Source organism: Vreelandella populi (assembly GCF_003989825.1).
Lineage (GTDB): Bacteria > Pseudomonadota > Gammaproteobacteria > Pseudomonadales > Halomonadaceae > Vreelandella > Vreelandella populi.
This window is the reverse complement of sequence record NZ_RZHE01000005.1, coordinates 57,025-82,564: the sequence shown is the minus strand read 5'-3', so window position 1 is coordinate 82,564 and position 25,540 is coordinate 57,025. Positions and strand designations below refer to the sequence as shown.

The following is a 25,540-nucleotide window of genomic DNA, read 5'->3' as shown; positions in this document are numbered from 1 at the left end:
GATTGTCAAGGGCGTTGTTTTCGATGTGAAACGTGCGACATCCAAAACATCCAACCGCTTGATAATCCGAAGGTTTTCACCTTCATTCACCGCTGGTAACGCTTGGCGTCCCCGGCAGCGGATGCGTACTTTACGGATTCGCTGCCGGCTTGGCAAGGCCTTTTTAAAAATAGACCGAAAAAGTTTCAGCTCTTCGGTCTGGCTTTGCGCATTACCGCATAAACAGGACCTGAAAGCACATAGGCACCAAACAGTAAGAGTAGCATTACAGACGGCTCAACCGAGATCATGACAAATCCCAGCACAACGGCCAGTAACACGACAAAGGGGACAGGCTTTTTGAAGTCGAGATCTTTAAAGCTGTAGTAACGGATATTGCTGACCATCAGAATGCCTGCTGCCGCCACGACCACCAACATCAACAGCTTGAAGCCAAACGCATCGGCATCGAAGCTATGGAAGGTCCATACACTGGCCGCAACTACCGCTGCCGCCGAAGGGCTAGGCAGACCAATAAACCATTTCTTGTCTGTGCTGCCGATCTGTACATTGAATCGCGCCAAGCGAAGTGCAGCGCAGGCGACGTACAAAAACGCCACGACCCAACCGGTCTTGCCGATATCCTGCAGTATCCAGGTAAACGCCACCAGCGCCGGCGCCATGCCAAAGGAAATCATATCGGCCAGACTATCGTACTCGGCACCAAAAGCGCTCTGGGTGTTAGTCATGCGCGCAACTCGGCCATCCAGGCCGTCCAGCACCATGGCAATAAAGATAGCGACGGCAGCAGACGTAAATTCGCCGTTGATACCCGCCACGACGGCAAAGAAACCCGAGAATAAAGCAGACGTTGTAAACAGATTGGGCAGCAGGTAAATCCCCTTACGCCGAATCTTCTTACCATCCTCCAGAGCTTCTTCGACGACTTCTGTATCACGTAAGAAAGCAGCAGCCAGATCCTCGTTGCCCACATGGCTGTGGTCATCCTGAGTTTCCGGCAAGGGAGCTGTGGCGTGCTCTTGATCGCGAGCGTCCTGAGTCATAGATGTCATCCGTTTGATATGAAATCACATAAATAGTGAACACTTTCATTCTACACGGTGAGCCTTACTCAGCCAGCCAATTACATCAGGAAGTGACAAGAGTCGGTTGGTGGCGCCTGTAAACAAAACGGGGTGCGCCTAAGCGCACCCCGTTCAGTCAGCTCACTTATTACTTAGTTCTTGGACTTATCGACCAGCTGGTTAGCCGCAATCCACGGCATCATGCCGCGCAGCTTGGCACCTACCTGCTCAATTTCATGTTCGGCATTCAGACGACGACGCGCCGTCATGGAAGGATAGTTGGTGTTACCTTCCTGAATGAACATTTTGGCGTATTCACCGGTTTGAATACGCTTGAGCGCATTGCGCATGGCCGCACGTGATTCATCGTTGATCACTTCAGGGCCCGTCACGTACTCGCCATACTCCGCATTGTTGGAGATGGAGTAGTTCATGTTGGCGATACCGCCCTCGTACATCAGGTCAACAATCAGCTTGAGCTCATGCAGACACTCGAAGTAAGCCATTTCAGGCGCATAGCCGGCTTCGGTCAAGGTTTCAAAACCGGCCTTGACCAGTTCAACCGCGCCACCGCACAGTACCGCCTGCTCGCCGAACAGATCGGTTTCGGTTTCATCTTTGAAAGTGGTTTCGATAATACCGCTACGACCACCGCCGACGCCGGCTGCGTAAGAAAGCGCCAACTCTTTTGCGTTACCAGACGCATCCTGATGGATAGCGATCAGGTCAGGAATACCGCCGCCTTTAACAAACTCAGAACGTACAGTGTGACCCGGCGCTTTCGGCGCGATCATGATCACGTCGAGATCTTTACGCGGTTCGATCTGGTTGTAGTGAATGTTGAAGCCATGGGCGAAGGCAAGGGTGGCGCCCTCTTTCAGGTTCGGCTCGATCTCCTGCTCGTAGATAGCTTTCTGGTTTTCATCCGGCGCCAGAATCATTACCACGTCAGCGGTTTTGCAGGCATCAACAACGCTTGCCACTTTCAGGCCAGCCGTTTCAGCTTTAGCCGCTGAAGAGGAGCCTTTGCGCAGTGCAACGGTGACGTCCACACCTGATTCTTTCAGGTTGTTCGCGTGGGCATGGCCCTGCGAGCCGTAACCAACAATGGTTACTTTCTTGGCTTGGATCAGGGACAGGTCACAATCTTTATCGTAATAAACGCGCATGGCGAGACTCCAGAAATTCGTTATTGAGTTAAATCGTGATTAAAGCGTGTCAGCGCTGATGGCCACCTGCGCCGTCTTGTGCAGCGCTAGGTAAGGCGTTGGAGTCACTCTACGCCAACCGCCACTTTGCGTAAAACGCTATATTTGCAATACACTATTTCACATATTGAAACGACGGCTATGATATGGACTTTCGCTTACTCAAGCACTTTGTGACGCTCTCCGACACGCTACACTTTGGCCGCGCCAGCGAGCTTAGCCATGTTAGCCCGTCTACGCTTAGCCGCTCTATCCAGCAGTTGGAAAACGAGCTTGCCACGAGCCTGTTTGAGCGCGATAACCGGCATGTCACGTTGACGCCCCAAGGTCTCAGCTTTCAGCGCTATGCGCGGGAAACGTTAGAGCACTGGGAAATGACTAAACGCACGCTTGCCAGCGCAGCTACCCAGTTAAGCGGCGAGATCAGCATTTACTGCTCGGTGACGGCAAGCTATAGCTTCCTGTATGAACTATTGAGCGATGTCCGCACCCGCCATCCAGGCATTGAGTTAAAACTGCATACCGGCGACCCGGCCGATGCGATGAAAAGAGTCGTAGATGGCGACGATGATATGGCTATTACGCCACGTCCGCGCATTCCGCCCAGTGCACTGGCGTTTAAATCATTAACCCGCTCCCCGCTGGTGTTTATCGCGCCTAACGAGCCATGCGACTGGTTGCCCGCCACCCCGGAAAGCTCAACGGCTGCTCAGTGGCAGCAGGTTCCCATGATACTTTCAGAAGCGGGGTTATCGCGGGAATACGCCAACACGTGGTTTAAAGCGATGGGCGTTACGCCACGAATCTATGCCCAGGTGGCCGGTCACGAAGCCATCGTCAGCATGGTGGGATTGAGCTTCGGCGTGGGTGTAGTGCCCAAGATTGTGCTGGATAACAGCCCGCTGGCCAATCGCGTCAGGGTGCTGAACGTCAAACCTGAACTGCCTCACTACGATGTGGGCCTGTGCGTTCTCAACCGACGCCTGAAAAATCCGATTATTGAAGCGCTCTGGGCCGCTATAAGTGAGCGTTAATACCTAAAAAAGCACCGCCTGTAAGAAGGCGGTGCTTTAAGGTCTAACCGGAAGTGCCTTTACCCAATGCCTTAAAGCGACAGCACCTTGTCACCACGTGCAATACCGGACACCCCTGTACGCGCGACTTCAAGAATGCCCACGGGCGCCATGGCCTGCAGAAAAGCATCCAGTTTGGCGGCGTCGCCGGTAATCTGAACGGTATAAAGACTCGGCGTCACGTCGACGATCTGCGCGCGGAAGATATCCACGGTGCGTTTTACTTCATCGCGTGCAGCCCCCAGTGCTTTGACCTTCACCAGCATCAGCTCGCGCTCAATGTGATTACCTTCGGTCAGGTCGACAAGCTTCACCACATCGATCAGCTTATTAAGATGCTTGGTAATCTGCTCGATCACTCGGTCATCCCCTACCGTGGTCACCGTCAACCGCGAAAGCGACGGGTCTTCAGTAGGTGCTACGTTAAGCGTTTCAATGTTGAAATTGCGCTGAGAAAACAGGCCGACCACACGTGACAGGGCACCCGGTTCGTTTTCCAACAGAATCGAGATGATATGTCGCATCAGGTACGCTCCGTTTTAGACAGCAGCATGTCGCGCATGGAGCCAAGCGGCACCTGCATCGGATAGACGTGCTCAAAAGGATCCACCTTCACGTCAAGGAATACCAGTTCGTGCTTGTCGGCAAACGCACGCTCAAGCGCCGGTTCAAGCTCGTCCTGGGTAGTGACGGTAATCGCGGTAAACCCGTAAGCCTCAATCAGCATATGGAAGTCAGGCAGCGACTCCATATAAGAGTGCGCATGGCGCGACTTATAGTTCAAGTCCTGCCACTGGCGCACCATGCCTAGCGAGGCATTGTTCAGATTGAGGATTTTGACGCCCACGCCGTACTGCTTACAGGTGGAGAGTTCCTGCATCATCATCTGGAAGCTGCCTTCACCGGTAACACAGACCACATCGTCATCCGGGAAGTTTTGTTTGATACCCATCGCCGCCGGGAAACCAAAGCCCATGGTGCCAAGTCCGCCCGAGGTGATCAGACGGTTGGGCTTATCAAACTTGTAGTACTGGGCTGCGAACATCTGGTGCTGGCCCACATCGGTCGTCACATAAGCCTCACCACGCGTTACCCGGCATAGGGCTTCAACCACTTCTTGAGACTTTAACATCTCACCCTGTTTGGACGGCTCATAGAGCTTGCCATGGCGGTCAGCGCGCCAGCCATCTATCTTTTCCCACCACTCAGCAAGCGCTTCGGGGTGAGCAATAGGATGGCCCTGAACCAGACTGATCATCTCGCTAATAACGCTGTCGGCAGGCCCTACGATAGGCACATCGGCACGCACGGTTTTGGAGATCGAGCTAGGATCAACGTCGACATGAATAATTTTTGCCGTAGGGCAAAACTTCGACGTGTTGTTGGTGACTCGGTCATCGAAGCGGGCGCCAATGGCGATAATCAAATCAGCGTGGTGCATGGCCATATTCGACTCATAGGAGCCATGCATGCCTAGCCAGCCAAGGCTTTGACGATCACTTTGCGGATACGCACCAATGCCCATCAGCGTGGTGGTAATCGGGAAGCCCAGCCGTTTAACCAGGTCTGTTAAACCTTCGCTGGCCTTGCCGGTCACCACACCACCACCGGTATAAAATACCGGGCGCTTGGCTTTGAGCATTAGCTCGACGGCTTTCTTGATCTGCCCGGTATGGCCACGTGTCACCGGGTTATACGAGCGCAGCTTGACCTTTTTCGGGTAAATGTACTCGTAACGCTCGGTGGGCGCGGTCATATCCTTGGGAATATCCACCACCACCGGACCAGGGCGCCCCGTCGAGGCAAGGTAAAATGCCTTTTTAAGCACTTCTGGAATTTCAGACGGGTGGCGAATCGAGAAGCTATGCTTCACGATCGGGCGAGTGACGCCCACGATATCGGTTTCCTGGAAGGCGTCTTCACCGATCAGATGGCTCGCTACCTGGCCACATAGCACCACCATGGGAATCGAATCCATGTACGCGGTAGCAATACCGGTAACAGCATTGGTAGCACCGGGCCCCGAGGTAACCAGCACCACGCCGGGTTTACCCGAAGCACGGGCGTAACCATCGGCTGCGTGAGTGGCTGCCTGCTCGTGACGCACAAGAATATGCTTCACGCTGTCTTGGCGGAACAGCGCATCATAAATATGCAACGCCGCACCGCCGGGATAACCATAAATGTACTCAACGCCCTCATCTTTTAAGAAGCGGGCAATCATGTCTGCGCCGGAAAGCAGTTCCACTGTATTTCTCCCCTAGAGGTCTCGAGTGCGATCCGCAGGACATCCTGCGGTGTCGAGTGCGGCGGTATGCCGCTGCCGGTCCATGCCGGCACCTGATGCCAAACCCTGGCATACGGCCCGGTTAGGGCCTGCACTCTCTGAAAGCGCCAATTAATATCGATATAAATCAGCCGCTCTCTATCGCGGCGGATTGCCGCGTCGGGGCGTTGGCCAGGTTGAGCGGTTAGCCCAAACCCGGAAGTCCTTCGGCGGGTAAAGGCTATCGCCTACCCATCGCGCGGGAAAAAGGGGTTACCCGTCAGGTCCGCGCCCGCAAATCAGGAACCGTTAAGATTCCATTAGCATCCAAACATGTCAACCTTCAATACCCCATGAATGGGCAAAGCATAGGCATAAGCGCAAAAAAAGCCCCGCTGGCCAGGCCAAGCGGGGCATATGTCAGAATAGCTTACGCATTGAAGACAAGCTTGCCCTCTTCTGCGCTGATATGGATGGTATCGCCCGGCAAGAACTTACCGGCCAGCAAATCCTGCGCCAAGGGGTTTTCGATGCGGCTTTGAATCGCTCGCTTGAGCGGACGTGCCCCGTACACGGGATCAAAGCCCACCACCGCGAGTTGCGCCATGGCATCGTCGCTGACTTCAAGACTTAAACTATGCTCAGCCAAACGCGCCTTCAGACGCTCCAGCTGGATACCGGCAATCGCCTGAATCTGCTCTTGGCCCAGCGCGTGGAAGACCACCACTTCGTCAATCCGGTTGATCAGCTCCGGGCGGAAGTGGTTACCCACTACCTCCATGACCATAGTTTTCATGGTTTCATAATCGTTATCGTCACCCCCCATGCGCTGAATGATATCCGAGCCCATGTTGGAGGTCATCACGATCACGGTATTGCGAAAATCTACCGTGCGGCCCTGACCATCGGTCAACCGACCATCCTCCAGCACCTGAAGCAGGATGTTGAACACATCCGGGTGAGCCTTTTCCACCTCATCCAGCAGCAGCACTGAATAAGGCTTACGCCGTACGGCCTCGGTTAAGTAGCCGCCCTCTTCATAGCCCACGTAGCCGGGAGGTGCACCGATCAATCGCGCCACGGAGTGCTTCTCCATGAACTCCGACATATCGATACGCACCATGGCTTCCTCGGTATCAAACAGGAAATTGGCCAGCGACTTGCAAAGCTCGGTCTTGCCCACCCCAGTTGGCCCCAAGAACAGGAACGAGCCGTTGGGCCGGTTGGGGTCGGATAACCCCGCACGCGAACGACGCACGGCATTGGCTACCGCTTCAACCGCTTCATGCTGACCAATCACCCGCTCGTGCAATGCCTCTTCCATACGTAGAAGCTTATCGCGCTCGCCTTCCAGCATCTTGGATACCGGAATACCGGTCCAGCGCGAGACGACCTCGGCGATCTCCTCTTCGGTGACGTTAGAGCGCAACAGCTGATGGCTGGTAGTATCTGTCTCGCCCTCACCGCTTTCAGCGATTTTCTTTTCAAGCTCGGGAATCTTGCCGTACTGGATTTCCGACATGCGACCCAGATCGCCCTGGCGGCGCGCCTGTTCCAGATCGATACGAGCCTGCTCAAGCTCCGCCTTGAACTGCGCCGAGCCCTGGATACTGGCCTTTTCTGCCTTCCATATCTCATCCAGGTCGGCATACTCGCGCTCAAGCTCGTGAATCTGATTATTGAGCGCTTCAAGACGTTTCTTGGTCGCCTCGTCAGTCTCCTTCTTGAGCGCTTCCCGCTCCATCTTGAGCTGGATCAGGCGGCGATCAAGGCGGTCCATCGCCTCAGGCTTGGAATCAAGCTCCATACGAATCCGCGAGGCCGCTTCATCAATCAGGTCGATTGCCTTATCGGGCAATTGCCGATCAGTGATATAGCGGGTAGAGAGCTTCGCCGCGGCAATAATCGCGGAGTCGGTGATGTCCACTCCATGGTGAACTTCATAGCGCTCTTTCAGGCCGCGTAGAATCGCCACGGTATCCTCTTCGGTCGGCTCATCAACCAGCACTTTCTGGAAGCGGCGTTCAAGAGCGGCATCTTTTTCGATATATTTGCGGTACTCATCCAGCGTGGTGGCGCCCACGCAGTGCAGCTCGCCGCGCGCCAGCGCGGGTTTCAACATATTGCCCGCATCCATGGCGCCTTCGGCCTTGCCCGCGCCCACCATAGTATGCAGTTCATCAATGAACAGGATGACCCGACCCTCCTCCTGGGAGAGTTCCTTGAGCACTGCTTTCAGGCGTTCCTCAAACTCACCGCGGAATTTGGCCCCCGCCAACAGCGATCCCATATCCAGTGAAAGCACACGCTTCTCTTTCAACCCTTCGGGCACTTCACCGTTCACAATACGCTGGGCAAGGCCCTCCACGATGGCGGTTTTACCCACCCCGGGCTCGCCAATCAACACGGGGTTGTTCTTGGTCCGGCGCTGAAGCACCTGAATGGTGCGACGGATCTCATCGTCACGGCCGATCACCGGGTCCAGTTTCCCGTCCAGCGCTCGCTGGGTTAAATCAAGGGTGTACTTGTTGAGTGCTTCACGCTGGTCTTCGGCGTTGGCATCATCTACGCTTGCGCCGCCGCGCAGGCTGTTGATGGCAGCTTCAAGGCTTTTACGGCTAAGACCTACGTCTTTCAGCAGTTTGCTTACAGCGCCGTTCATTTCAAGCGCAGCCAGTAGTACAAGCTCACTGGCGACAAACTGATCGCCGCGCTTTTGCGCTTCCCGGTCGGTCAGGTTGAAAAGCTTGATGAAATCGCGCGATGGCTGCACTTCGCCATCGAACTGGCTGACTTTAGGCAGATTGTCAAGCTGCTGCAACAAGCCTTCACGCAAGCGCGTGCTGCTGCCTTCGGCCTTTTCAATCAAGGCTTTGATGCCCGTATCCCGAGTATCAAGCAGGGCAAGCAGAAGATGAGAGGGTTCCAACTGATTATGGCCGCGGCCCACGGCCAGCGACTGGGCTTCGGCGATGGCCGCCTGAAGCTTGGCAGTAAACTTATCAAAACGCATAGCGCTCCTCCTGGGGTAGCCCTGCGTTCGGACGCACGGCGTGGCCCAATAACCTGTCATTTATCGTGCTAATCACGATTAGCTTGACAAGTTAAATGGCGTCAGTTCCGCCGTTTTCAAGAGGCAATGCACCCTACCAGGCTAATTGTTGATCCAGATCACGCTGGCCATGCGTCCTGTCTTGCCGCCATCACGGCGGTAGGAGTAAAAACGCGACTCGCAGGCAGTGCAAAAGTGCCCACCGCTAATATGCTCAATTCCCAATGCTTCCAGGCGAAACCGCGCCAGCCGGTAAAGGTCAGCCATATAATGGCCCATCCGATAAGGGCTATGGTCAAACGCCTCGGCGGTATCCGGGTGTACGGCAACAAAGGCACCATATACCTCAGGCCCCACTTCGAACTGAGCGTTGGAGATCGCCGGGCCGAGCCATACGAGAATATCGTCGGGTTCAGTATTCATGGCCGCCACAGTCGCTTCCAGCACCCCACCCGCCAGACCGCGCCAGCCAGCATGGGCCACGGCTACCTGGGTACCCGCGCGGTTACAGAACATTACCGGTAGGCAGTCGGCAGTCAGCACTACGCAGGCGTAGTCGGCGGAAGTGGCGATGGCGGCGTCCGCCTCTGGCGCATCCGCCTGATAACCTTGCTGCACCCGCGCCCCATGGGTCTGGTTAAGCCATAGCAGCGGGCGTTCGTCACCTACCTCCTTTTGCATCAGACGGCGGCAGAGTGTGACGTGCTCGAGGTTGTCACCCACATGGGAAGCCGGATTGAAGGCGGCAAAATTATCCTGACTGGGGCCGGTCTCGCGTGTGGTGACAAAGGCGCGTACGCTTTTGGGCGCAGGCCAGTCAGGAATCAGAAGCGTCGGCCGTAAATCGATGGCATCACTCATTGCATGGTCTCGTTGTCTTCACGCAGATAATCCAACAACATTAGTAGATCATCAGGCAAGTCGGCATGGAATGTCAGCGTTTCGCCGCTCACCGGATGCACAAAGCTCAGTTTGCGGGCATGCAGTGCCTGGCGTGGGAATTCACGCAGAATCTCCTTGAGCGGCCCGGCCGCACCTGGCGGCAGCTTGGCGCGCCCGCTGTAAAGCGGGTCACCAATCAGCGGGTAGCGGGCATGGGCCATATGCACACGAATCTGATGGGTACGCCCGGTTTCCAGCTGGCAGCGCACGTGGGTGTGCGCGCGAAAACGCTCGACCACCCGGAAGTGAGTAACGGCAGGCTTGCCTGAAGCCGTCACCGCCTGGCGTTTACGGTCCTTGGGATGGCGGCCTATTGGCGCATCAATAGTGCTGCCCGAAACAGGCTTACCGATCACCACCGCATCGTACTGGCGCGAGACGCTGCGCGCCTGAAGCTGCTCAACCAGCACTGTTTGTGCCGGAATGGTCTTGGCTACCATCATCAGCCCCGTCGTATCCTTGTCCAGACGGTGAACAATACCTGCCCGGGGCACCTCGGCCAGCGCCGGATGATGATGAAGCAGCGCGTTGAGCAGAGTGCCGTCCGGGTTACCTGCCGCCGGATGCACCACCATGTTGGTGGGCTTGTTGATTACCATCACCGCATCGTCCTCAAAGACGATATCCAGCGGTATATCCTGGGCTTCAAAACGCAGGTCTTCTTCAATGGTGGCTTTTAGCTCAAGCACTTCATCGCCATGCAGCTTCGCTTTGGGTTTCACTTTCGCGCCGTCCACGGTCAGTTCGCCGGCGTTGATCCATGCTTTTAGTCGCTCGCGAGAGTAATCACTGAACAACTCCGCAGCTGCTTGGTCCAACCGCGCGCCTGCAAGCGTTGCTGGCACACGTTGCATGGCTTCAACTATCCGGGGCATGACGTAACTTCCTTTGACGACACCCGGCAATACGCGACTAGGCCTGCGTTTTGCGTCGAGGTGATTTATAGTGGGCTAACTGCGACCTATTCTACCATTTCTACTTATGGCCATCGTCGCTTTTCGGTGATTGAGGCTTGTTTGCAACGAGGATGATGATGCGCGTTTTTTCTGCTGCCAACCGCTTTGGTGCCCTTGCGTTGAGCCTTGCCCTTTTGGCAGGCTGCGCCAGTAACGACACAGCTCCTGAAGACGAAGACGAGTTTTCCGGGGTACAGGAGCGTGAACTTTACGAGCTGGCGCGCGCTGCGCTAGACAGCAACCGCTATCCGATTGCAATTGAGCGTCTTGAAGCGCTGGATACGCGCTACCCGTTTGGCCCTCACGCCGAGCAGGCACAGCTGGAGCTTATCTACGCTTACTACGAAAACAGCGATTGGGAAGAAGCACGGGCAGCAGCCAGCCGGTTTATTCGCCTGCATCCTGACCATCCGCAAGCTGATTACGCCTACTACCTACGCGGCCTTTCCGCCTGGCAGGCAGGCCGTTTCAGCCTTGAGCGCCTGCGCTTGATCGATATTTCCAAGCGCGACCTGGGCGCCTCACGGGATGCCTACAATGACTTCCGCGAGCTGATCCAACGCTTCCCCCAGAGCGACTATGCGCCGGATGCCCAGCAACGCATCGTCTATCTGCGCGATCTGCTGGCCCGCCATGAACTTCATGTTGCGGACTACTACCTGCGCCGGGGCGCTTACCTCGCGGCTGTCGAACGTGGCCGCTGGGTAGTGGAACACTACCCCGAATCCAGTGCTACCCGTGATGCCTTGGCCACCATGATTGAAGGTTATCAAGGCTTGGGCATGGATGACCGAGCGGGTGAGGTGTTGGCCGTACTGCGTGAAAATGCGCCTGATCATGAACAGCTTAGAGGCGGCCGTTTTGTGCCCAAGCATCTCGACTGATACCACTACCTCAGTTTGAGTAACGCTCTGGCTTTGCAACGGCGCTGCCAATCAGAATAAAACCACGCTTTGGCGTGGTTTTTTTGTTTAAAAACTCTGCATAAAAATAATTAATCAATAGTTGTACAAGAAACAAAGATCGTATTAGTATTCTCACACCCTAATAAAAGCGCCGCCCCGGCATTCAAGGAACTGATCATGCTCACGTTAAACGTCCGTTTTGCAGGCGCCAAGATAAGCACGCGCTTGATACTTGCCTTTTCCATCATATTGGCACTGCTGATAGCGCTCACGGCTATCGGTATTTATCAGGTCAATCAGATCAACCGCGGGCTTACCGCTATCAACGATATCAACGGCGCCAAGCAGCGTTTTGCCGTCGACATGCGTGGCAGCGTGCATGATCGCGCCATTGCCCTGCGCGATATTGTCATGACGACTGACAATGGCCGCCAGAGCGCCCTACGTGCCGACATTCAGCGCCTGCAGACCGATTACCAAACCGCCACGACCGGCATGCAGGCGGTTATCAACCAATACTCGACCACGCCCGAGCAGGTGAGCCTGCTTGATATGATTGAACGCCAGGCCGTGATTACCCGCAGCCTGACCCAGCAGGTAATTGACGCCCATGATGCAGGCACTGATGAGGCCGAACGCTCGTTAATGCTTGACCAGGCAGGGCCTGCCTATAGCGAGTGGTTAAACCGTATCAATCAGTTTATCGACATGCAGGCCCGGCTCAACGATGTCAGCACGTCAGAGGCGCGTGCAACCGCGTCGGGCTTTCAAATGCTGATGCTGGGCTTGACGCTATTTGCGCTGCTGGTGGGTGGCTTGATCGCGATGTTTCTCTCCCGACAGCTGCTGCGCGAGCTAGGCGCCGAACCCCATGAGGTCAAAGCCTTTGCCGAGGCCGTTGGGCGGGGCGAGCTGACCACCCAGGGCCAGCTTAAAAAAGGCGATACCCGTAGCATCATGGCCTCTCAGGTAGCCATGGCCCAACAGTTGCAAAGCATTGTTACTCAGGTACGCGCTTCGGCTGAAGCCGTGGCGGCCAATAGCGAGCAGATCGCCGAAGGTAACAATGACCTGTCATCGCGCACGGAGCAGCAGGCCAGTTCCCTCGCGGAAACCGCCTCCGCCATGGAAGAGCTCAACAGCACGGTAAAACTCAACGCGGATAATTCGGTGCAGGCGAGTCGAGAAGCACAAAGCGCTTCACAGCTTGCCACCAAAGGCGGTGAAGCAGTGCATCAGGTGGTGGGTACCATGAATGAGCTGAACCAGAGCTCCCAGGAAATTGCGGGCATTACCTCGACCATTGACTCCATTGCCTTCCAGACGAACATTCTGGCGCTCAACGCCTCCGTTGAGGCGGCCCGGGCAGGCGAACATGGCCGAGGCTTTGCCGTGGTAGCCGAAGAGGTGCGCAAGCTTGCCCAGCGCAGCGCGGAAGCCGCTCGCGAAATCAACCAATTGATCGCCAGCAATTTGGACCGCGTCAAGCATGGCAATCAGCGTGCCGAAGAGGCAAGCAAGTCCACCGAAGAGATCGTAGCGGCCATTGATCGCGTGACCACCATCATGCAGGAGATCAGCCATGCTAGCGCCGAACAGAGCGCCGGCGTGCAGGAAGTCGGCCAGGCGGTTACCGAAATGGATCAGGCGACCCAGCAAAACGCCGCGTTGGTGGGACAAAGCGCCAAATCCGCCACTAACCTGCGCGAAAATGCCCGTCACCTGCTACAGATGATGGAAGCATTTAAATTACCTCAGGCTGTTCAAGGCGCCCCACGGGTGCCCGCACACAACATGACACCCGCTCTCGCTAGCCCCAAGGCCCGCTCAAGGGCGACAAGCGCTACCCAGCACCAGCCGGAGCCTGAGTGGGAAAGCTTCTAACGCCTACCTACACCGCGGCAAACAAAAAAAGGCTCCTGACATCAGGAGCCTTTTGCGTTGGGTATGGCACCACATTTAATCGCCCGGCTGCCACCCGTTGACGATCGGGTAGCGCCGGTCGCGTCCGAAGCCACGTGGGGTAACCCGCACACCTACCGGCGCCTGACGGCGTTTGTATTCGCAGCGGTCAACCAGTTTGACCACCTTGTAGACGTCTTCAGCATCAAAACCGGCAGCAATAATCGCCTCAGCGCTCATATCGCCTTCGATATAGCTCAACAGGATAGCGTCGAGCACGTCGTAATCAGGCAACGAGTCGCTGTCCTGCTGGCCGGGCGCCAGTTCGGCACTGGGCGGGCGCTCGATTACTCGCTCGGGAATCGCTGGCGACTGCGTATTGCGCCAGCGGGCGAGCCGGTACACCCAGGTCTTGTAAACGTCCTTGAGGGGGTTGTAGCCGCCTACCATATCGCCGTAGAGCGTAGCGTAACCTACCGCCATTTCGCTCTTGTTGCCGGTAGTCAGCACCATCAGGCCCTTCTTATTGGAAAGCGCCATCAGCAGCACACCGCGGCAGCGCGACTGAAGATTCTCTTCGGTAGTGTCACGCTCAGTGCCGGCAAAGCTTTCTGCCAAGGTGCCCATAAACGCATCAACCAGAGGTTCAATGGGCATGACCTCGTAGTGCACACCCAGCATTTCAGCCTGCTGGGCGGCATCCTGCTTTGAGATATCGGCGGTATAGTGATACGGCATCATCACCGCCTGAACGCGCTGCGGACCCAGGGCATCCACGGCAATCGCCAGGGAAAGGGCGGAATCGATTCCCCCGGAAAGCCCCAGTACGACGCCTTCAAAGCCGCTCTTGTTGACGTAATCGCGCACGCCGGTGACCAGCGCACAGTAGAGACTCTCTTCAGGCTCTACATCCGGCTCGATCTCGCCGTCCTGCGGCTCCCAAACGGTCGCGCTGGTTTGGAGTAGCTGTACCGGCATCAAACCCACCTGCCAGTATGGCGCCAGTACCTTGAGCTGTCCTTTTGCATCCACGCATTTGGAGCCGCCGTCAAACACCAGCTCATCCTGCCCGCCAATGGTGTTCACATACACAATCGGGCGATCAACTTCCAAGGCGCGCAGCTCCAGAAGACGCAGGCGCTCGCCGGGTTTATCTTGATGATAGGGCGACGCATTGAGGCTGATCAGCACTTCGGCACCGGCCGCCTTTGCCGCTTTAACCGGCGCGCCTTCCCACAGGTCTTCACAAATCAGAAGCCCAAGCCGGGCGCCCTTATGCTCGTAAACCAGCGGCTCGGTGCCCGGTGTGAAGTAGCGCTGCTCATCAAACACCTGATAGTTGGGCAGCGCCTGCTTGGCGTATTCCGCTTCCCACTGGCCGTTGTACAACACGCCTGCCAAGTTATAGCGCTTGCCTTCGCGCACGCCCGGATAGCCGATGATCACCAGGACATCACGAGCGATCTTTTCGGCCATTTTCGCCCGCGCTTCGCGTAGCCGCGTTTCCATGGAGGCACGTAGCAATAAATCTTCCGGCGGATATCCTGATAAAAAGAGCTCAGGGAAGATAACGATATCCGCCCCATGCTCAATGCGCGCTTCGCGCACGGCTTCAATAGCACGCGCCGCATTGCCGGGAATATCTCCGACAAGCGGATCAAGTTGGGCCATTACCAGCGTTAAATCTTGCATGGGCGTTAAAATCTCTTGAGAATCTTTAGAATATTGTTAACTGCATCGATGCATTGTCCCGCAAGGGCCGCCTGCTGGCAAAGCCCGCACACGCATTGACCGCTTTCATCTCCGTACCGGAGGGTCTACAAGGATGAACCTTTTGATCATTCGCCTGATTATTTTTGCCGTGGTGTTTTACGCAGGTTTAAAGCTTTACGGCATGTACCGCCAGCACAAGCTAGCCCGCGACGCCGAACACGAGGCGTTAAACCGCCACGACGGCGGTCAGATGGTGCGCTGCCGCTGGTGCGATGTTCACGTACCGGAAAGTGAAGCGCTGCGTGACCACGAACAGTGGTTCTGTTCCAGCGCTCATCGTGACCGTTTTGTTCAGGAACAAGCGGATAAAAACGGTGGTGCCTAGGCCTGGCTTACCTGTTTGAAGGCCCCAGCCGTTCAGGCGTAGGCCAGAACGGCGTGGGGTCTATCAACGGCTCCCGATTAAGCAATTGGTCTGCCAGCAGATGGGTAGAGGCTGGCGCCAGCACCAGACCGTTGCGGTAGTGCCCCGCGTTGATAAACACGTTGGGCACTCCTGGCAGTGCACCGATAAACGGAAGGCCTTCCGGCGAACCCGGTCGCAGGCCCGCCCAGTGGTAAGCAACCGGGCACTCTTTAAGGGCGGGCACGATACGTTCTGCACTGTGCTTTAAAGAGGCCAACGCCTCCTCATCGGTGGTTTTATCGAACCCGGTCTCTTCAAGCGTCGAGCCTACCAGCAACAAACCATCGCCTCTGGGAATAACGTAGCGGCCATCTTTCAAGACGACACGCTGCACCAGTCCAGGCGGCGCCTGATAGGCAATCATCTGCCCTTTCACCGGGCGCACCGGCACACGCACATCCAGCGAGGCCAGAAGCCCAGCTGTCCAGGCGCCGCCGCAAACAACAAGCTGCGCGGCCAAAAGCATCCCTTGGGATGTGTTCACGCCGGTGACGGCGTCTTCGCGCTTTACAAAGCCATGAACCTCACACTGCTCACGAAGCGTAACCGTGGGCATGGCCAAGAGCCTGGCCCGCAGCGCCTGCCCCAAGCGCGGGTTGCGTACACTGCCAAGCGTGGGCATCCATAGCGCGTTTTCATGGGCAATGGCGACATCAGGCTCCTTCTGATGAACGAAGTCAGCACCTACGCGCACCAGCGGCTTGCCCATCTGACGCGCCCAGCCAAGTGCGCTTTCCTCGTCATCCACATTCAGGTACAAAAGCCCTTTCTGGCGGTACTCGGGATCGATGCCCGTTTCTTCAAGCAGTCGCAGCGCAAGTGTGGGATAGGCGCCTTCCGACCAGCGCGATAGCTGCGAAATAGGCGGCGCGTAACGCCACGGATAAAGCGGTGATACAATGCCCCCACCCGCCCAGGAGGCCTCTTTCCCGCAGGTGCCACGCTCAACAAGGGTAACCTGCTGCCCGGCATCGGCTAACTGCAGCGCGGTCATCATACCGATAACACCGCCGCCAATAATTAGAAAATCGCTCACTCAGATTGCCTGCTCTGGCTGGCTTGATGGCCGGCACACGGCCGGAGTCGGACAAAGAGCATAGCGAGGAGAATGGACAGGTCAAGCGACCGGGAGAATGTGATGCCCTACCCCTCTATCGTCAGATGCCCAGCGCCAGGCTTCACCCTGCTGGAACTGCTTGTGGTGCTGGTGCTCATTGGCGTACTGGCCGCCTGGGGCGTGCCCAGCTTCAATGCGCTGGGCGAGCGCACCGCGATAACCAGCGAGATAAACCGGCTGCAGTCAGCGCTTTCGCTGGCGCGCAGCACCGCGATTACTCATCGCGCACCCATCACCCTGTGCCCGGCCAACCGGGACCGCACGGCCTGTGCAAACGATTGGAGCGGCGAGCTGATGCTGGTGAGTGCCGACAAGCTACGCGGCATTGAGCAAAGCGAGGTAGTGCGGGTGTTTCCGGCCACCGCCGGGGTGAGCGTTGCCAAGAATGGCCATGACCGGATCAGGTACACCCCACTTGGCCACGCCACGGGGTTCAACAGCACATTTTCGATCTGCCCGGCCAGACATCAGGCTGACGCCCAAGGCGCCAGCCTGGTGCTCAGCACCCTGGGCCGAGCACGGGTGGAAGAAGCGCAGTCAGGCTGCTAGCGGCTGGGATTACTCGGTTGAATCCTCAGGCCAGGCGATGCCGTCCAGGTAGCGCTCGGCGTCCAGCGCGGCCATGCAACCGCTGCCTGCCGAGGTAATCGCCTGGCGATAGATATGATCCATCACGTCGCCGCAGGCAAACACGCCGGGCACGCTGGTCGCGGTGGCGTTGCCTTCAAGTCCGGAGTTCACCTTGATGTAGCCATCGTTCATGGCCAGCTGGCCTTCAAAGATCCCTGTATTGGGGCTATGGCCGATGGCGATAAACAGACCCGGGGCGTGCAGCTCCTTGGTGCTGCCATCAAGCGTTGATTTCAGGCGCACGCCGGTGACACCTGTGTTATCGCCCAGCACCTCGTCGATTTCCTGAAACCACTCAAGCGCCATGGTGCCCGCGGCCACTTTTTCAAACAGCCTGTCCTGCAGGATCTTTTCGGCGCGCAGCGAATCGCGACGGTGAACCAGCGTTACCTTGGACGCGATATTGGAGAGATACAGCGCTTCTTCCACCGCTGTGTTACCGCCCCCGACCACAACGACTTCCTGGTTACGATAGAAGAATCCATCGCAGGTAGCACAGGCCGAAACGCCCTGGCCCATGAACTGCTGCTCGGTGGGCAGGCCAAGATAGCGGGCGCTGGCGCCGGTGGCCACGATCAGCGCGTCACAGGTATAGGTCGCGCTGTCGCCTTTTAGGGTAAAAGGCTTTTCCCGCAGGCTGACCTCGTTGATATGGTCAAACAGCACTTCGGTGTTGAAGCGTTCAGCGTGGGCTTTCATGCGCTCCATCAGCTCAGGGCCCTGTACACCCTCGGCATCGCCTGGCCAGTTATCAACGTCTGTCGTGGTGGTTAGCTGACCACCCGCTTGCATTCCGGTAATCAACAGCGGCTTCAAGTTGGCCCGCGCTGCGTAAACGGCCGCTGTGTATCCCGCAGGGCCGGAACCCAGAATAATCAAACGTTCATGACGTGTTTCCATGACACCACCTTGTAAATGTCTAGCTGATAAAGTCGCACTAGCGAAATATGAGTCGCCAAGAGTCTGCCTGAAATGGCGCCAAGTACAAGCTATTGCAAGGGTTAACCTTCGCTATTAGGCGAAGACACCTTGAAACAACCTTTATAAACACGCATGTACTACTACTATGTAGGTCATACTAAAAGGAAAACAGTGACCGTCGCGTTGCGTTAGACGCCGCACAATGAGAGGAGAAAGGCATGAGCAGCACACCCGACACACTCCAGACACTTGATGTAGGCAGTAAGCAGTACCGCTACTACAGCCTTCCCAAGGCCGCCGATGCACTTGGCAACATCGACCGGCTTCCCAAGTCCCTCAAGATTCTACTTGAAAACCAGTTGCGCTACGCCGATGACGAAAGCGTTGAGCAGGCCGATATGCAAGCGCTGGTCGACTGGCAAAAAGAGGGCAAATCCAGCCGCGAGATCGGCTATCGCCCTGCCCGGGTATTAATGCAGGACTTTACCGGCGTGCCCGGCGTGGTGGATTTGGCTTCCATGCGCGCAGCGGTGGAAAAACTTGGTGAAGACCCGGCCCGCATCAACCCCCTTTCCCCGGTTGACCTGGTGATCGACCATTCGGTCATGGTCGACAAGTTTGGTAATGCCACGGCGTTTGAAGAGAACGTCGAAATCGAGATGCAGCGCAACCGCGAACGCTACGAGTTTCTGCGCTGGGGCCAACAGGCCTTCAACAACTTTAGCGTGGTGCCACCCGGCACCGGTATCTGTCACCAGGTAAACCTTGAGTATCTGGGCCGAAGCGTCTGGACCAAAGAAGAAGACGGCGTCACGTTTGCCTATCCGGACACCCTGGTAGGTACCGATTCCCACACCACCATGATCAACGGCCTGGGCGTGCTGGGCTGGGGCGTGGGCGGCATCGAGGCGGAAGCCGCCATGCTGGGCCAGCCGGTGTCCATGCTGATTCCCGAAGTCATCGGTTTCAAACTGACCGGCAAGCTTCGTGAAGGCATTACCGCGACCGACTTGGTACTCACCGTTACCCAGATGCTGCGCAAGAAGGGCGTGGTGGGCAAGTTCGTCGAGTTCTACGGCGATGGCCTGAAGGATTTGCCGCTTGCCGACCGGGCAACGATCGCCAACATGGCACCGGAATATGGTGCTACCTGTGGCTTCTTCCCCGTGGATGAAGAAACGCTCAACTACATGCGCCTGACCGGCCGTGAAGATGATCAGGTTGCCTTGGTAGAAGCCTATAGTAAAACCCAGGGGCTCTGGCGTGAGCCGGGCGATGAACCGGTGTTCAGCGACACCCTGCACCTGGACATGACCGAAGTGGAAGCAAGCCTTGCGGGCCCCAAACGCCCGCAAGACCGAGTTGCGCTAAAAGATATGACCGCCGCCTTCGACAAGATCATGCAGGAGGATGCCAAGGCGCAGCCCACTACCGAAAAAGGCAAGTTCGACTCCGAAGGTGGCCAGGCGGCAGTGGGTATCGACCGCAGTCTTGAAGGTGATTTCAAGCATGCCGACAGCCAGGATGTCACCCTGGGTGATCAATCTTTCAGCCTTGACCCGGGCGCCGTGGTGATTGCCGCGATCACCTCGTGCACCAACACCTCTAACCCCAGCGTGATGATGGCCGCCGGCCTTCTGGCCCGCAAGGCGCGCGAAAAGGGCCTGACCACCAAGCCCTGGGTGAAGACCTCGCTGGCGCCGGGCTCCAAGGTGGTGACCGACTATCTGGCCGCCGCCAAGCTGGACGGTGACTTGAACGAACTGGGCTTCAACCTGGTAGGCTATGGCTGCACCACCTGTATCGGTAATTCAGGCCCGCTGCCGGAAGCCATCGAAAAAGCCGTGAATCAGGGCGACCTGACCGTGGCTTCGGTACTTTCCGGTAACCGCAACTTCGAAGGCCGCGTGCATCCGCTGGTGAAAACCAACTGGCTTGCGTCACCGCCCCTGGTAGTGGCTTACGCGCTGGCGGGTAACGTGCAGCGCGATTTGACGAAGGACCCACTGGGTGAGGACGAGAGCGGCAACCCGGTCTACCTGAAAGATATCTGGCCTTCCCAGGCGGAAATTGCCGAAGCAGTTGAGCAGGTCAATACCGAGATGTTCCGCAAGGAGTATGGCGAGGTATTCAAGGGCGACGAGACCTGGCAGGCAATCAACGTTTCTGAGAGCCAGGTTTACCAGTGGCCGGATTCCACCTACATTCAGCATCCGCCCTTCTTTGAAGGAATGGGTCGCGAGCCGGATGCGATTGAAGATGTTCGCAAGGCGCGCATTCTGGCCATGCTGGGTGACTCGGTGACCACTGACCATATCTCACCGGCAGGCTCCATCAAGCCCGACAGCCCCGCCGGCCGTTATCTGCAGGAGCATGGCGTCCAGCCCGTCGACTTCAACTCCTATGGCTCGCGCCGGGGTAACCATGAGGTGATGATGCGCGGTACCTTCGCTAACGTGCGCATTAAAAACGAAATGCTGGACGGCGTGGTAGGTGGCGAAACCCGCTATGTGCCAAGCGGCGAGCAGATGTCGATCTATGATGCCGCGATGAAGTACCAGGAAGCAGGTACGCCGCTTGTGGTGATTGCCGGTAAAGAGTACGGCACCGGCTCCTCGCGCGACTGGGCGGCCAAGGGTACGCGACTACTGGGTGTTCGCGCCGTAATTGCCGAGTCCTTTGAGCGTATCCACCGCTCCAACCTGATTGGCATGGGCGTGGTACCGCTACAGTTTACTGAAGGCGAGACGCGCGAAACGCTGAAATTAACCGGAGATGAAGAGATATCGATTGCCGGGTTAAGCGATTTAAGCCCCGGTAAAACGGTCCAGGTAGTGATTAAAAACGGCGAGCAGGAACGTACCGTTGATGCCAAGTGCCGAATTGATACGCTCAATGAGCTGGCTTACTACCGCCACGGTGGTATCCTTCACTACGTGCTGCGCAAAATGATCGGCGCAGCCTAAGTAACACCTACCAATGCTTGTATGCCCCCACTCCGGTGGGGGCTTTTTTTGGCCTGCTAATTATTTGAGCAACGCGACGACTTAAACGGCGCGACGACGGTAGGTACGGTAAACAGGTGACCAGCTCGCTTTTTCGATAGCCTCGCGCAGCTTGGTGCCGCTGGTAGTCAAGGCAACGCCGTTATGCTGAGCGGTGGCCGCCACTTCAAAGGCGATCGACTGACTGATTTCACGAATCCGAGACAGTGGCGGCAATAGCGCACCTTTGCCCTCTTTGACAATCGGCGCTTCACGCGCCAGCGCCCGTGAGGCGCTCATCAGCATCTCATCGGTTACTCGATTAGCGTTCGAGGCGATAACGCCCAACCCAATGCCGGGGAAAATATAAGCGTTGTTGCACTGGGCAATCGGATAGGTGCGGCCGTTATACACTACCGGGGCAAACGGGCTGCCCGTTGCTACCAGTGCCTGGCCGTCGGTCCAGCGAATTACGTCTTCCGGAACCGCTTCCGCTTGTGAGGTGGGGTTGGAAAGCGGCATGATAACCGGGTGCTCGCAGCCCGCGTGCATGGTTTTCACTACCTGTTCGGTAAAGATACCGCGCTGACCACACACCCCAATCAGCACCGTAGGTTTCATCTGGGCGATGGTTTCTTCCAGGCCCTGACCATTCCAATCGGCGACCAGGGACGGGTCGTGTGCCAAGCGGCGCTGGAAGTCGCGTTGCCACTCCTGGTCTGAGGTCATCAGGCCTTCGCGGTCGACAACGAATATCCGCGAGCGCGCTTCACTTTCCGTCAGACCTTCAGCTTCCATCGCGACCACTACCTGCTCGGCAATCCCGCAACCTGCAGAGCCACCGCCCACAAACACCACACGCTGCTGGGCAATGGTTTCTTCACGCGCCTGACAGGCTGCCATAAGCGTCCCCACCACAACGGACGCCGTACCCTGAACATCGTCATTGAAGCAGCACAGCTCGTTACGGTAGCGCTCAAGCAAAGGCACCGCGTTAGCCTGAGCAAAATCTTCAAACTGCAAAAGCGCGTTCGGCCAGCGGCGTTTTAGCGCCGAGATGAATTCCGCCATGAAGGCATCGTACTCTTCCTGCCCCACGCGCTTATGGCGCCAGCCCATGTACATGGGATCATCCAGCAACGCCTGATTGTTGGTACCCACATCGATCATGATCGGCAGTGTATGTGCGGGGCTGATACCACCACAGGCGGTATAAAGCGCCAGCTTACCGATCGGGATCCCCATCCCGCCGATGCCCTGATCACCCAGGCCTAGAATACGCTCGCCATCAGTGACCACGATTACCTTGACGTTATCCTTGGTAGCGCTGCGCAGGATGTCGTCCATATGCTCGCGGTCCGGGTAGCCGATGAACAGCCCCCGGTGGTTGCGGTAAATATTGGAAAATTCCTGACATGCCTGGCCCACCGTCGGGGTGTAGATGATCGGAAGCATCTCTTCTAGATGCTCAGATACCAAGCGGAAATAGAGCGTTTCGTTATCGTCTTGAATAGCCCGTAAATAAATATGGCGATCCAGATTGCTATGGCACTGCTGGTACTGGCGATAAGCGCGTTCTAACTGATCATCTATAGTTTCAACATTTTGCGGTAGCAGGCCAATCAGATTGAAGGCCAGTCGCTCCTCTTGAGTAAACGCGCTGCCTTTGTTCAATAGCGGCATTTCAAGCAAAGAGGGACCGGCGTAAGGAATATATAAGGGGCGTTTACTCGTGGACATAGGCGCTCTCATTCATGTCAATTTCTATTGCGATGCAGCAACGCAGGGCGTTGGCGGCGTTTGCCAATAATGTAACATGCTAGTACGACAAAGGTAGAAGCGTAGTACTAATCGATACAAAAACGCCCCGGTTTTTGGCCGGGGCGAGACATCGAATTAATGCGTTTTAAAGACGATCAGCTCGTCTTGGCAATGGGCTTGCGGCCTTCCACACCGCCAAAGAAGAGCGGGCGAATCCTCACACCCAGCATGTTGCCGGCAAAGGCCGCCACCAGCCACACCCAGCCATGTAGGCTGCCAGACGCGATCCCGCCGAAATAGGCCCCGATGTTGCAGCCAAACGCCAAACGCGCACCATAGCCCAGCATGAGCCCGCCGATTACTGCGGCCAATACCGAACGTAGCGGAATCCTGAAGTTGGGCGCAAACCGCCCAGCCAGGTGGGCTGCTGCTAGCGCCCCCAACATGATACCCACGTTCATGACCGTGGTGATATCGCTCCATACGCTGGCCTCAAGCGCTGCGGCATTACCCGGTGCCTGCCAATAGCCCCACTGGCTGACATCGCCACCCACCAGCTCAAACCCCTTGGCACCCCAAAGCGCAAAGGCCGAGGTAATACCCCACGGGCGGCCAGCCAAGGCCAGAGTCGCGAAGTTCAAAAGCGCCAGGGCAACAGCACCTGCAAGTAGCGGCCAGGGGCCGGTCAGCCAACGCTCAACGCCGTATTTTTCAACGTGTGGCACCTTTTCAAGCTGGCCGTGGCGGCGTTTTTCCATCACCAACGTAAAGGCAGCGATAGCAGCAAACAGCACCAGGCTAATCGCGATCCCGCCGCCCGTACCGGCAATATCAATCAACGAGGTCGGCTGAAAAGCAGGCAGGCTTTGCCACCAGGCAAAATGCGCGGTCCCGATCACCGAGCCAATAATAAAGAACACCAAAGTAATCAGCATGCGCGCATTACCGCCGCCCGCCGTAAACAGCGTGCCCGAGGCACAGCCACCGCCCAGTTGCATGCCTATACCAAACAGAAAGGCACCGAACAGTACGGAAATCCCGATAGGCGATACAAAGCCACGGACTTCGGTACCAAACAGGGTACCCGCCCCCAGCGCGGGGAAGAACAGCACAACGGCAATCGCCAGCATGACCATTTGTGCCCGCAGGCCGCGCCCACGACGCTCAGTAATAAATACCCGCCAAGCGGCGGTAAAACCAAAGGCAGCGTGATACAGCACCATGCCCAATAGACCGCCCACAATCATTAAAAGGCCGGTGTTGGCTCCAAACATTACGCCAATCAATAGCGCGCCCAATACGATTGCCGCTGCAGCAATCAGCGGCACCCGATAGCTGGTGGTTACCGCCGGTGTCATCGTTGACATACATTCACCTTTTGCAATGCCAAAAGCGCCTATAAAAGGCGCTTTTGTCGGTAAGAATAATGGTTATAAGCTTAACGCCGCGTTCGATGAGCGTAAAATCATTTATACGGCAGTAGTTATTACCTTTGACTCTATCTACTCCGCATCTTCCTCACGCGTCACGTAAAGGCGATTAACCAGCACAAAGAGCACAACGGTTAATGGTGCGGCCAATAGCACGCCCGCCACACCGAATAGCGTGCTTGCCGCAAATAGGGAAAACAGCAGCATCGCAGGCGGTAGATTCACGGCACGTTGCTGTATCAGGGGCTGCATAATATTGCCCTCGATCTGCTGGATAATCGTATAGGCAATCAGCACAAACAGAGCCGTTTGCGGACTTACCGTATAGGCCAGCAGCAGTGCGGGAATGGCCGCCACCAGCGGGCCCACCAACGGTACAAAATCCAGAAGCCCGGCAATCAACCCCAGGCCAAGCGGGGCAGGTACACCCAAAAACCACATGCTGATACCTACTAGAAGCCCGGTGACCACCATGGCAACTAGCTGCCCGCCCAGCCAAAAACGCAGCGCTTTACCGCTTTCATCCAGCGCATCCGCCAACTTGGGCCGGCTCTTGACCGGCGCAAGCAAGAGCAGGCCACGCCGATACACACCGGGCTGGGCGGCAAAGTACACCATGCCGACAATCAGCGCGAAGAAGTTGACGACGCTGCCCCCCATGGAGACCACCACCATGCCTACCTGGGAAATCCCGTTTTCAAACAGGCTACCCGCCCGCTCCGCGGTGTTATCCAAAAGCGGCGCCAGCGATGTTCCCTCAATGCGCTCCTGAAGCTGCGCCCAGGCATCGGGCAGCAAGGAGGTCAAGGCTTCAAGCTCAGAAGACACCTGAGCCCCAAACGCCCAGCTGATCAATCCCAGCACCACCACCAACCCAATAATCACAGCTAACAACGCAAGCCACCGCGGTGCCCCCAACCGCAATAGCGGCGTCATGCCTGTCTGCAACACACAGGCACCCACCACTGCACCAAAAATCAAGATAAGCAGGCCCACAAGCTGCCAAAGCACTAACGCCACAACCCCCAGCATTAATACAATCAGCGCGTATTGTGTAAACGTCCGTTGTCGATCCGTGGTTTGCATTCCCTCATCCCTTTGTGAATACGTTGCCATCGCTAAGTCTAATGCACGCTTGGTAACGTGCCCG

19 protein-coding genes are annotated in these 25,540 nt (G+C 56.8%); 6 read left to right on the top strand and 13 right to left on the bottom strand.

The genetic code is table 11. The annotated features are described in order from the left end of the window. Positions 1–185: 185 nt before the first annotated feature. Both pssA and ilvC read right to left on the bottom strand, forming a co-directional pair. On the bottom strand, positions 186–1,043 hold the full coding sequence (gene pssA / locus ELY25_RS05020; RefSeq protein ID WP_126950195.1) for a CDP-diacylglycerol--serine O-phosphatidyltransferase: 858 nt from the start codon (positions 1,041–1,043) through the stop codon (positions 186–188). A gap of 173 nt (positions 1,044–1,216) precedes the next feature. Beyond that, the gene (gene ilvC, locus ELY25_RS05015; protein ID WP_126950194.1) at positions 1,217–2,233 is read right to left on the bottom strand and encodes a ketol-acid reductoisomerase; all 1,017 of its coding nucleotides are present in this window, start codon (positions 2,231–2,233) and stop codon (positions 1,217–1,219) included. A gap of 185 nt (positions 2,234–2,418) precedes the next feature. Between ilvC and ilvY the strand changes: the two genes are divergently transcribed. Beyond that, complete coding sequence (gene ilvY / locus ELY25_RS05010) at positions 2,419–3,306, top strand: HTH-type transcriptional activator IlvY (protein ID WP_126950193.1); 888 nt, start codon at positions 2,419–2,421, stop codon at positions 3,304–3,306. 71 nt (positions 3,307–3,377) lie between these two features. Here the strand turns inward: ilvY and ilvN are convergent, their stop codons facing one another. From ilvN to rluD, 5 genes are all read right to left on the bottom strand, one after another. Then, positions 3,378–3,869, bottom strand: a complete 492-nt coding sequence (ilvN, locus tag ELY25_RS05005) for an acetolactate synthase small subunit (RefSeq protein ID WP_018918924.1) — start codon at positions 3,867–3,869, stop codon at positions 3,378–3,380. Beyond that, positions 3,869–5,593: an acetolactate synthase 3 large subunit gene (locus tag ELY25_RS05000; RefSeq protein ID WP_126950192.1), complete on the bottom strand. Its 1,725-nt coding sequence runs from the start codon at positions 5,591–5,593 to the stop codon at positions 3,869–3,871. The genes ilvN and ELY25_RS05000 overlap by 1 nt, the downstream gene beginning before the upstream one ends. Positions 5,594–6,041: 448 nt before the next feature. Next, positions 6,042–8,624, bottom strand: coding sequence for an ATP-dependent chaperone ClpB (gene clpB / locus ELY25_RS04995; RefSeq protein WP_126950191.1), 2,583 nt, complete (start codon positions 8,622–8,624; stop codon positions 6,042–6,044). A gap of 141 nt (positions 8,625–8,765) precedes the next feature. Continuing rightward, positions 8,766–9,524 carry a peptidoglycan editing factor PgeF gene (gene pgeF / locus ELY25_RS04990; protein WP_126950190.1) on the bottom strand — a complete coding sequence of 253 codons (759 nt, stop codon included), beginning with the start codon at positions 9,522–9,524 and terminating at the stop codon, positions 8,766–8,768. Beyond that, positions 9,521–10,480: a 23S rRNA pseudouridine(1911/1915/1917) synthase RluD gene (gene rluD, locus ELY25_RS04985; RefSeq protein ID WP_126950189.1), complete on the bottom strand. Its 960-nt coding sequence runs from the start codon at positions 10,478–10,480 to the stop codon at positions 9,521–9,523. Before rluD ends, pgeF begins: the two co-directional genes overlap by 4 nt. 158 nt (positions 10,481–10,638) lie before the next feature. Here rluD and ELY25_RS04980 point away from each other — a divergent pair, with 158 nt between their 5' ends. Beyond that, a complete protein-coding gene (locus tag ELY25_RS04980) occupies positions 10,639–11,445 on the top strand; it encodes an outer membrane protein assembly factor BamD (RefSeq protein ID WP_126950188.1) in 807 nt (268 codons plus the stop codon). A 198-nt stretch (positions 11,446–11,643) separates the two neighbouring features. Further along, entirely contained in the window at positions 11,644–13,350 is a 1,707-nt protein-coding gene (locus ELY25_RS04975; protein ID WP_126950187.1) for a methyl-accepting chemotaxis protein, read from the top strand. 75 nt (positions 13,351–13,425) lie between these two features. Here ELY25_RS04975 and ELY25_RS04970 read toward each other — a convergent pair whose 3' ends face one another. Then, the gene (locus ELY25_RS04970; RefSeq protein ID WP_126950186.1) at positions 13,426–15,060 is read right to left on the bottom strand and encodes an NAD+ synthase; all 1,635 of its coding nucleotides are present in this window, start codon (positions 15,058–15,060) and stop codon (positions 13,426–13,428) included. A gap of 133 nt (positions 15,061–15,193) precedes the next feature. Between ELY25_RS04970 and ELY25_RS04965 the strand changes: the two genes are divergently transcribed. Next, positions 15,194–15,466: a PP0621 family protein gene (locus ELY25_RS04965; RefSeq protein ID WP_126950185.1), complete on the top strand. Its 273-nt coding sequence runs from the start codon at positions 15,194–15,196 to the stop codon at positions 15,464–15,466. Between the two features lie 7 nt (positions 15,467–15,473). Here the strand turns inward: ELY25_RS04965 and thiO are convergent, their stop codons facing one another. Further along, entirely contained in the window at positions 15,474–16,583 is a 1,110-nt protein-coding gene (thiO, locus tag ELY25_RS04960; RefSeq protein WP_126950184.1) for a glycine oxidase ThiO, read from the bottom strand. A 102-nt stretch (positions 16,584–16,685) separates the two neighbouring features. On the opposite strand from thiO, the gene ELY25_RS04955 reads away from it, so the two are divergent. Further along, positions 16,686–17,213 carry a GspH/FimT family pseudopilin gene (locus ELY25_RS04955; RefSeq protein WP_126950183.1) on the top strand — a complete coding sequence of 176 codons (528 nt, stop codon included), beginning with the start codon at positions 16,686–16,688 and terminating at the stop codon, positions 17,211–17,213. Positions 17,214–17,222: 9 nt separating this feature from the next. On the opposite strand, the gene trxB is transcribed toward ELY25_RS04955, so the two are convergent. Further along, positions 17,223–18,194, bottom strand: coding sequence for a thioredoxin-disulfide reductase (gene trxB, locus ELY25_RS04950; RefSeq protein WP_126950182.1), 972 nt, complete (start codon positions 18,192–18,194; stop codon positions 17,223–17,225). A 239-nt stretch (positions 18,195–18,433) separates the two neighbouring features. Here trxB and acnA point away from each other — a divergent pair, with 239 nt between their 5' ends. Continuing rightward, positions 18,434–21,181, top strand: a complete 2,748-nt coding sequence (gene acnA, locus ELY25_RS04945) for an aconitate hydratase AcnA (RefSeq protein WP_126950181.1) — start codon at positions 18,434–18,436, stop codon at positions 21,179–21,181. An 81-nt stretch (positions 21,182–21,262) separates the two neighbouring features. Here the strand turns inward: acnA and ELY25_RS04940 are convergent, their stop codons facing one another. The 3 genes from ELY25_RS04940 to ELY25_RS04930 form a co-directional block, all read right to left on the bottom strand. Next, complete coding sequence (locus tag ELY25_RS04940) at positions 21,263–22,939, bottom strand: NAD-dependent malic enzyme (RefSeq protein WP_126950180.1); 1,677 nt, start codon at positions 22,937–22,939, stop codon at positions 21,263–21,265. Between the two features lie 176 nt (positions 22,940–23,115). Beyond that, entirely contained in the window at positions 23,116–24,327 is a 1,212-nt protein-coding gene (locus tag ELY25_RS04935; protein WP_126950179.1) for a YeeE/YedE family protein, read from the bottom strand. A gap of 135 nt (positions 24,328–24,462) precedes the next feature. After that, complete coding sequence (locus ELY25_RS04930) at positions 24,463–25,476, bottom strand: AI-2E family transporter (protein WP_126950178.1); 1,014 nt, start codon at positions 25,474–25,476, stop codon at positions 24,463–24,465. Positions 25,477–25,540: the final 64 nt, after the last annotated feature.

Coding starts and splice junctions, on each gene's coding strand:
- ELY25_RS04965 (WP_126950185.1), top strand. CDS start 15,194: ATGAACCTTTTGATCATTCGCCTGATTATTTTTGCCGTGGTGTTTTAC.
- ilvC (WP_126950194.1), bottom strand. CDS start 2,233: ATGCGCGTTTATTACGATAAAGATTGTGACCTGTCCCTGATCCAAGCC.
- pssA (WP_126950195.1), bottom strand. CDS start 1,043: ATGACTCAGGACGCTCGCGATCAAGAGCACGCCACAGCTCCCTTGCCG.
- pgeF (WP_126950190.1), bottom strand. CDS start 9,524: ATGAGTGATGCCATCGATTTACGGCCGACGCTTCTGATTCCTGACTGG.
- ELY25_RS04980 (WP_126950188.1), top strand. CDS start 10,639: ATGCGCGTTTTTTCTGCTGCCAACCGCTTTGGTGCCCTTGCGTTGAGC.
- clpB (WP_126950191.1), bottom strand. CDS start 8,624: ATGCGTTTTGATAAGTTTACTGCCAAGCTTCAGGCGGCCATCGCCGAA.
- ELY25_RS04940 (WP_126950180.1), bottom strand. CDS start 22,939: ATGTCCACGAGTAAACGCCCCTTATATATTCCTTACGCCGGTCCCTCT.
- ELY25_RS04970 (WP_126950186.1), bottom strand. CDS start 15,060: ATGCAAGATTTAACGCTGGTAATGGCCCAACTTGATCCGCTTGTCGGA.
- trxB (WP_126950182.1), bottom strand. CDS start 18,194: ATGGAAACACGTCATGAACGTTTGATTATTCTGGGTTCCGGCCCTGCG.
- rluD (WP_126950189.1), bottom strand. CDS start 10,480: ATGCCCCGGATAGTTGAAGCCATGCAACGTGTGCCAGCAACGCTTGCA.
- ELY25_RS04975 (WP_126950187.1), top strand. CDS start 11,644: ATGCTCACGTTAAACGTCCGTTTTGCAGGCGCCAAGATAAGCACGCGC.
- ELY25_RS04930 (WP_126950178.1), bottom strand. CDS start 25,476: ATGCAAACCACGGATCGACAACGGACGTTTACACAATACGCGCTGATT.
- ilvY (WP_126950193.1), top strand. CDS start 2,419: ATGGACTTTCGCTTACTCAAGCACTTTGTGACGCTCTCCGACACGCTA.
- acnA (WP_126950181.1), top strand. CDS start 18,434: ATGAGCAGCACACCCGACACACTCCAGACACTTGATGTAGGCAGTAAG.
- ELY25_RS04935 (WP_126950179.1), bottom strand. CDS start 24,327: ATGTCAACGATGACACCGGCGGTAACCACCAGCTATCGGGTGCCGCTG.
- ELY25_RS04955 (WP_126950183.1), top strand. CDS start 16,686: ATGCCCTACCCCTCTATCGTCAGATGCCCAGCGCCAGGCTTCACCCTG.
- ilvN (WP_018918924.1), bottom strand. CDS start 3,869: ATGCGACATATCATCTCGATTCTGTTGGAAAACGAACCGGGTGCCCTG.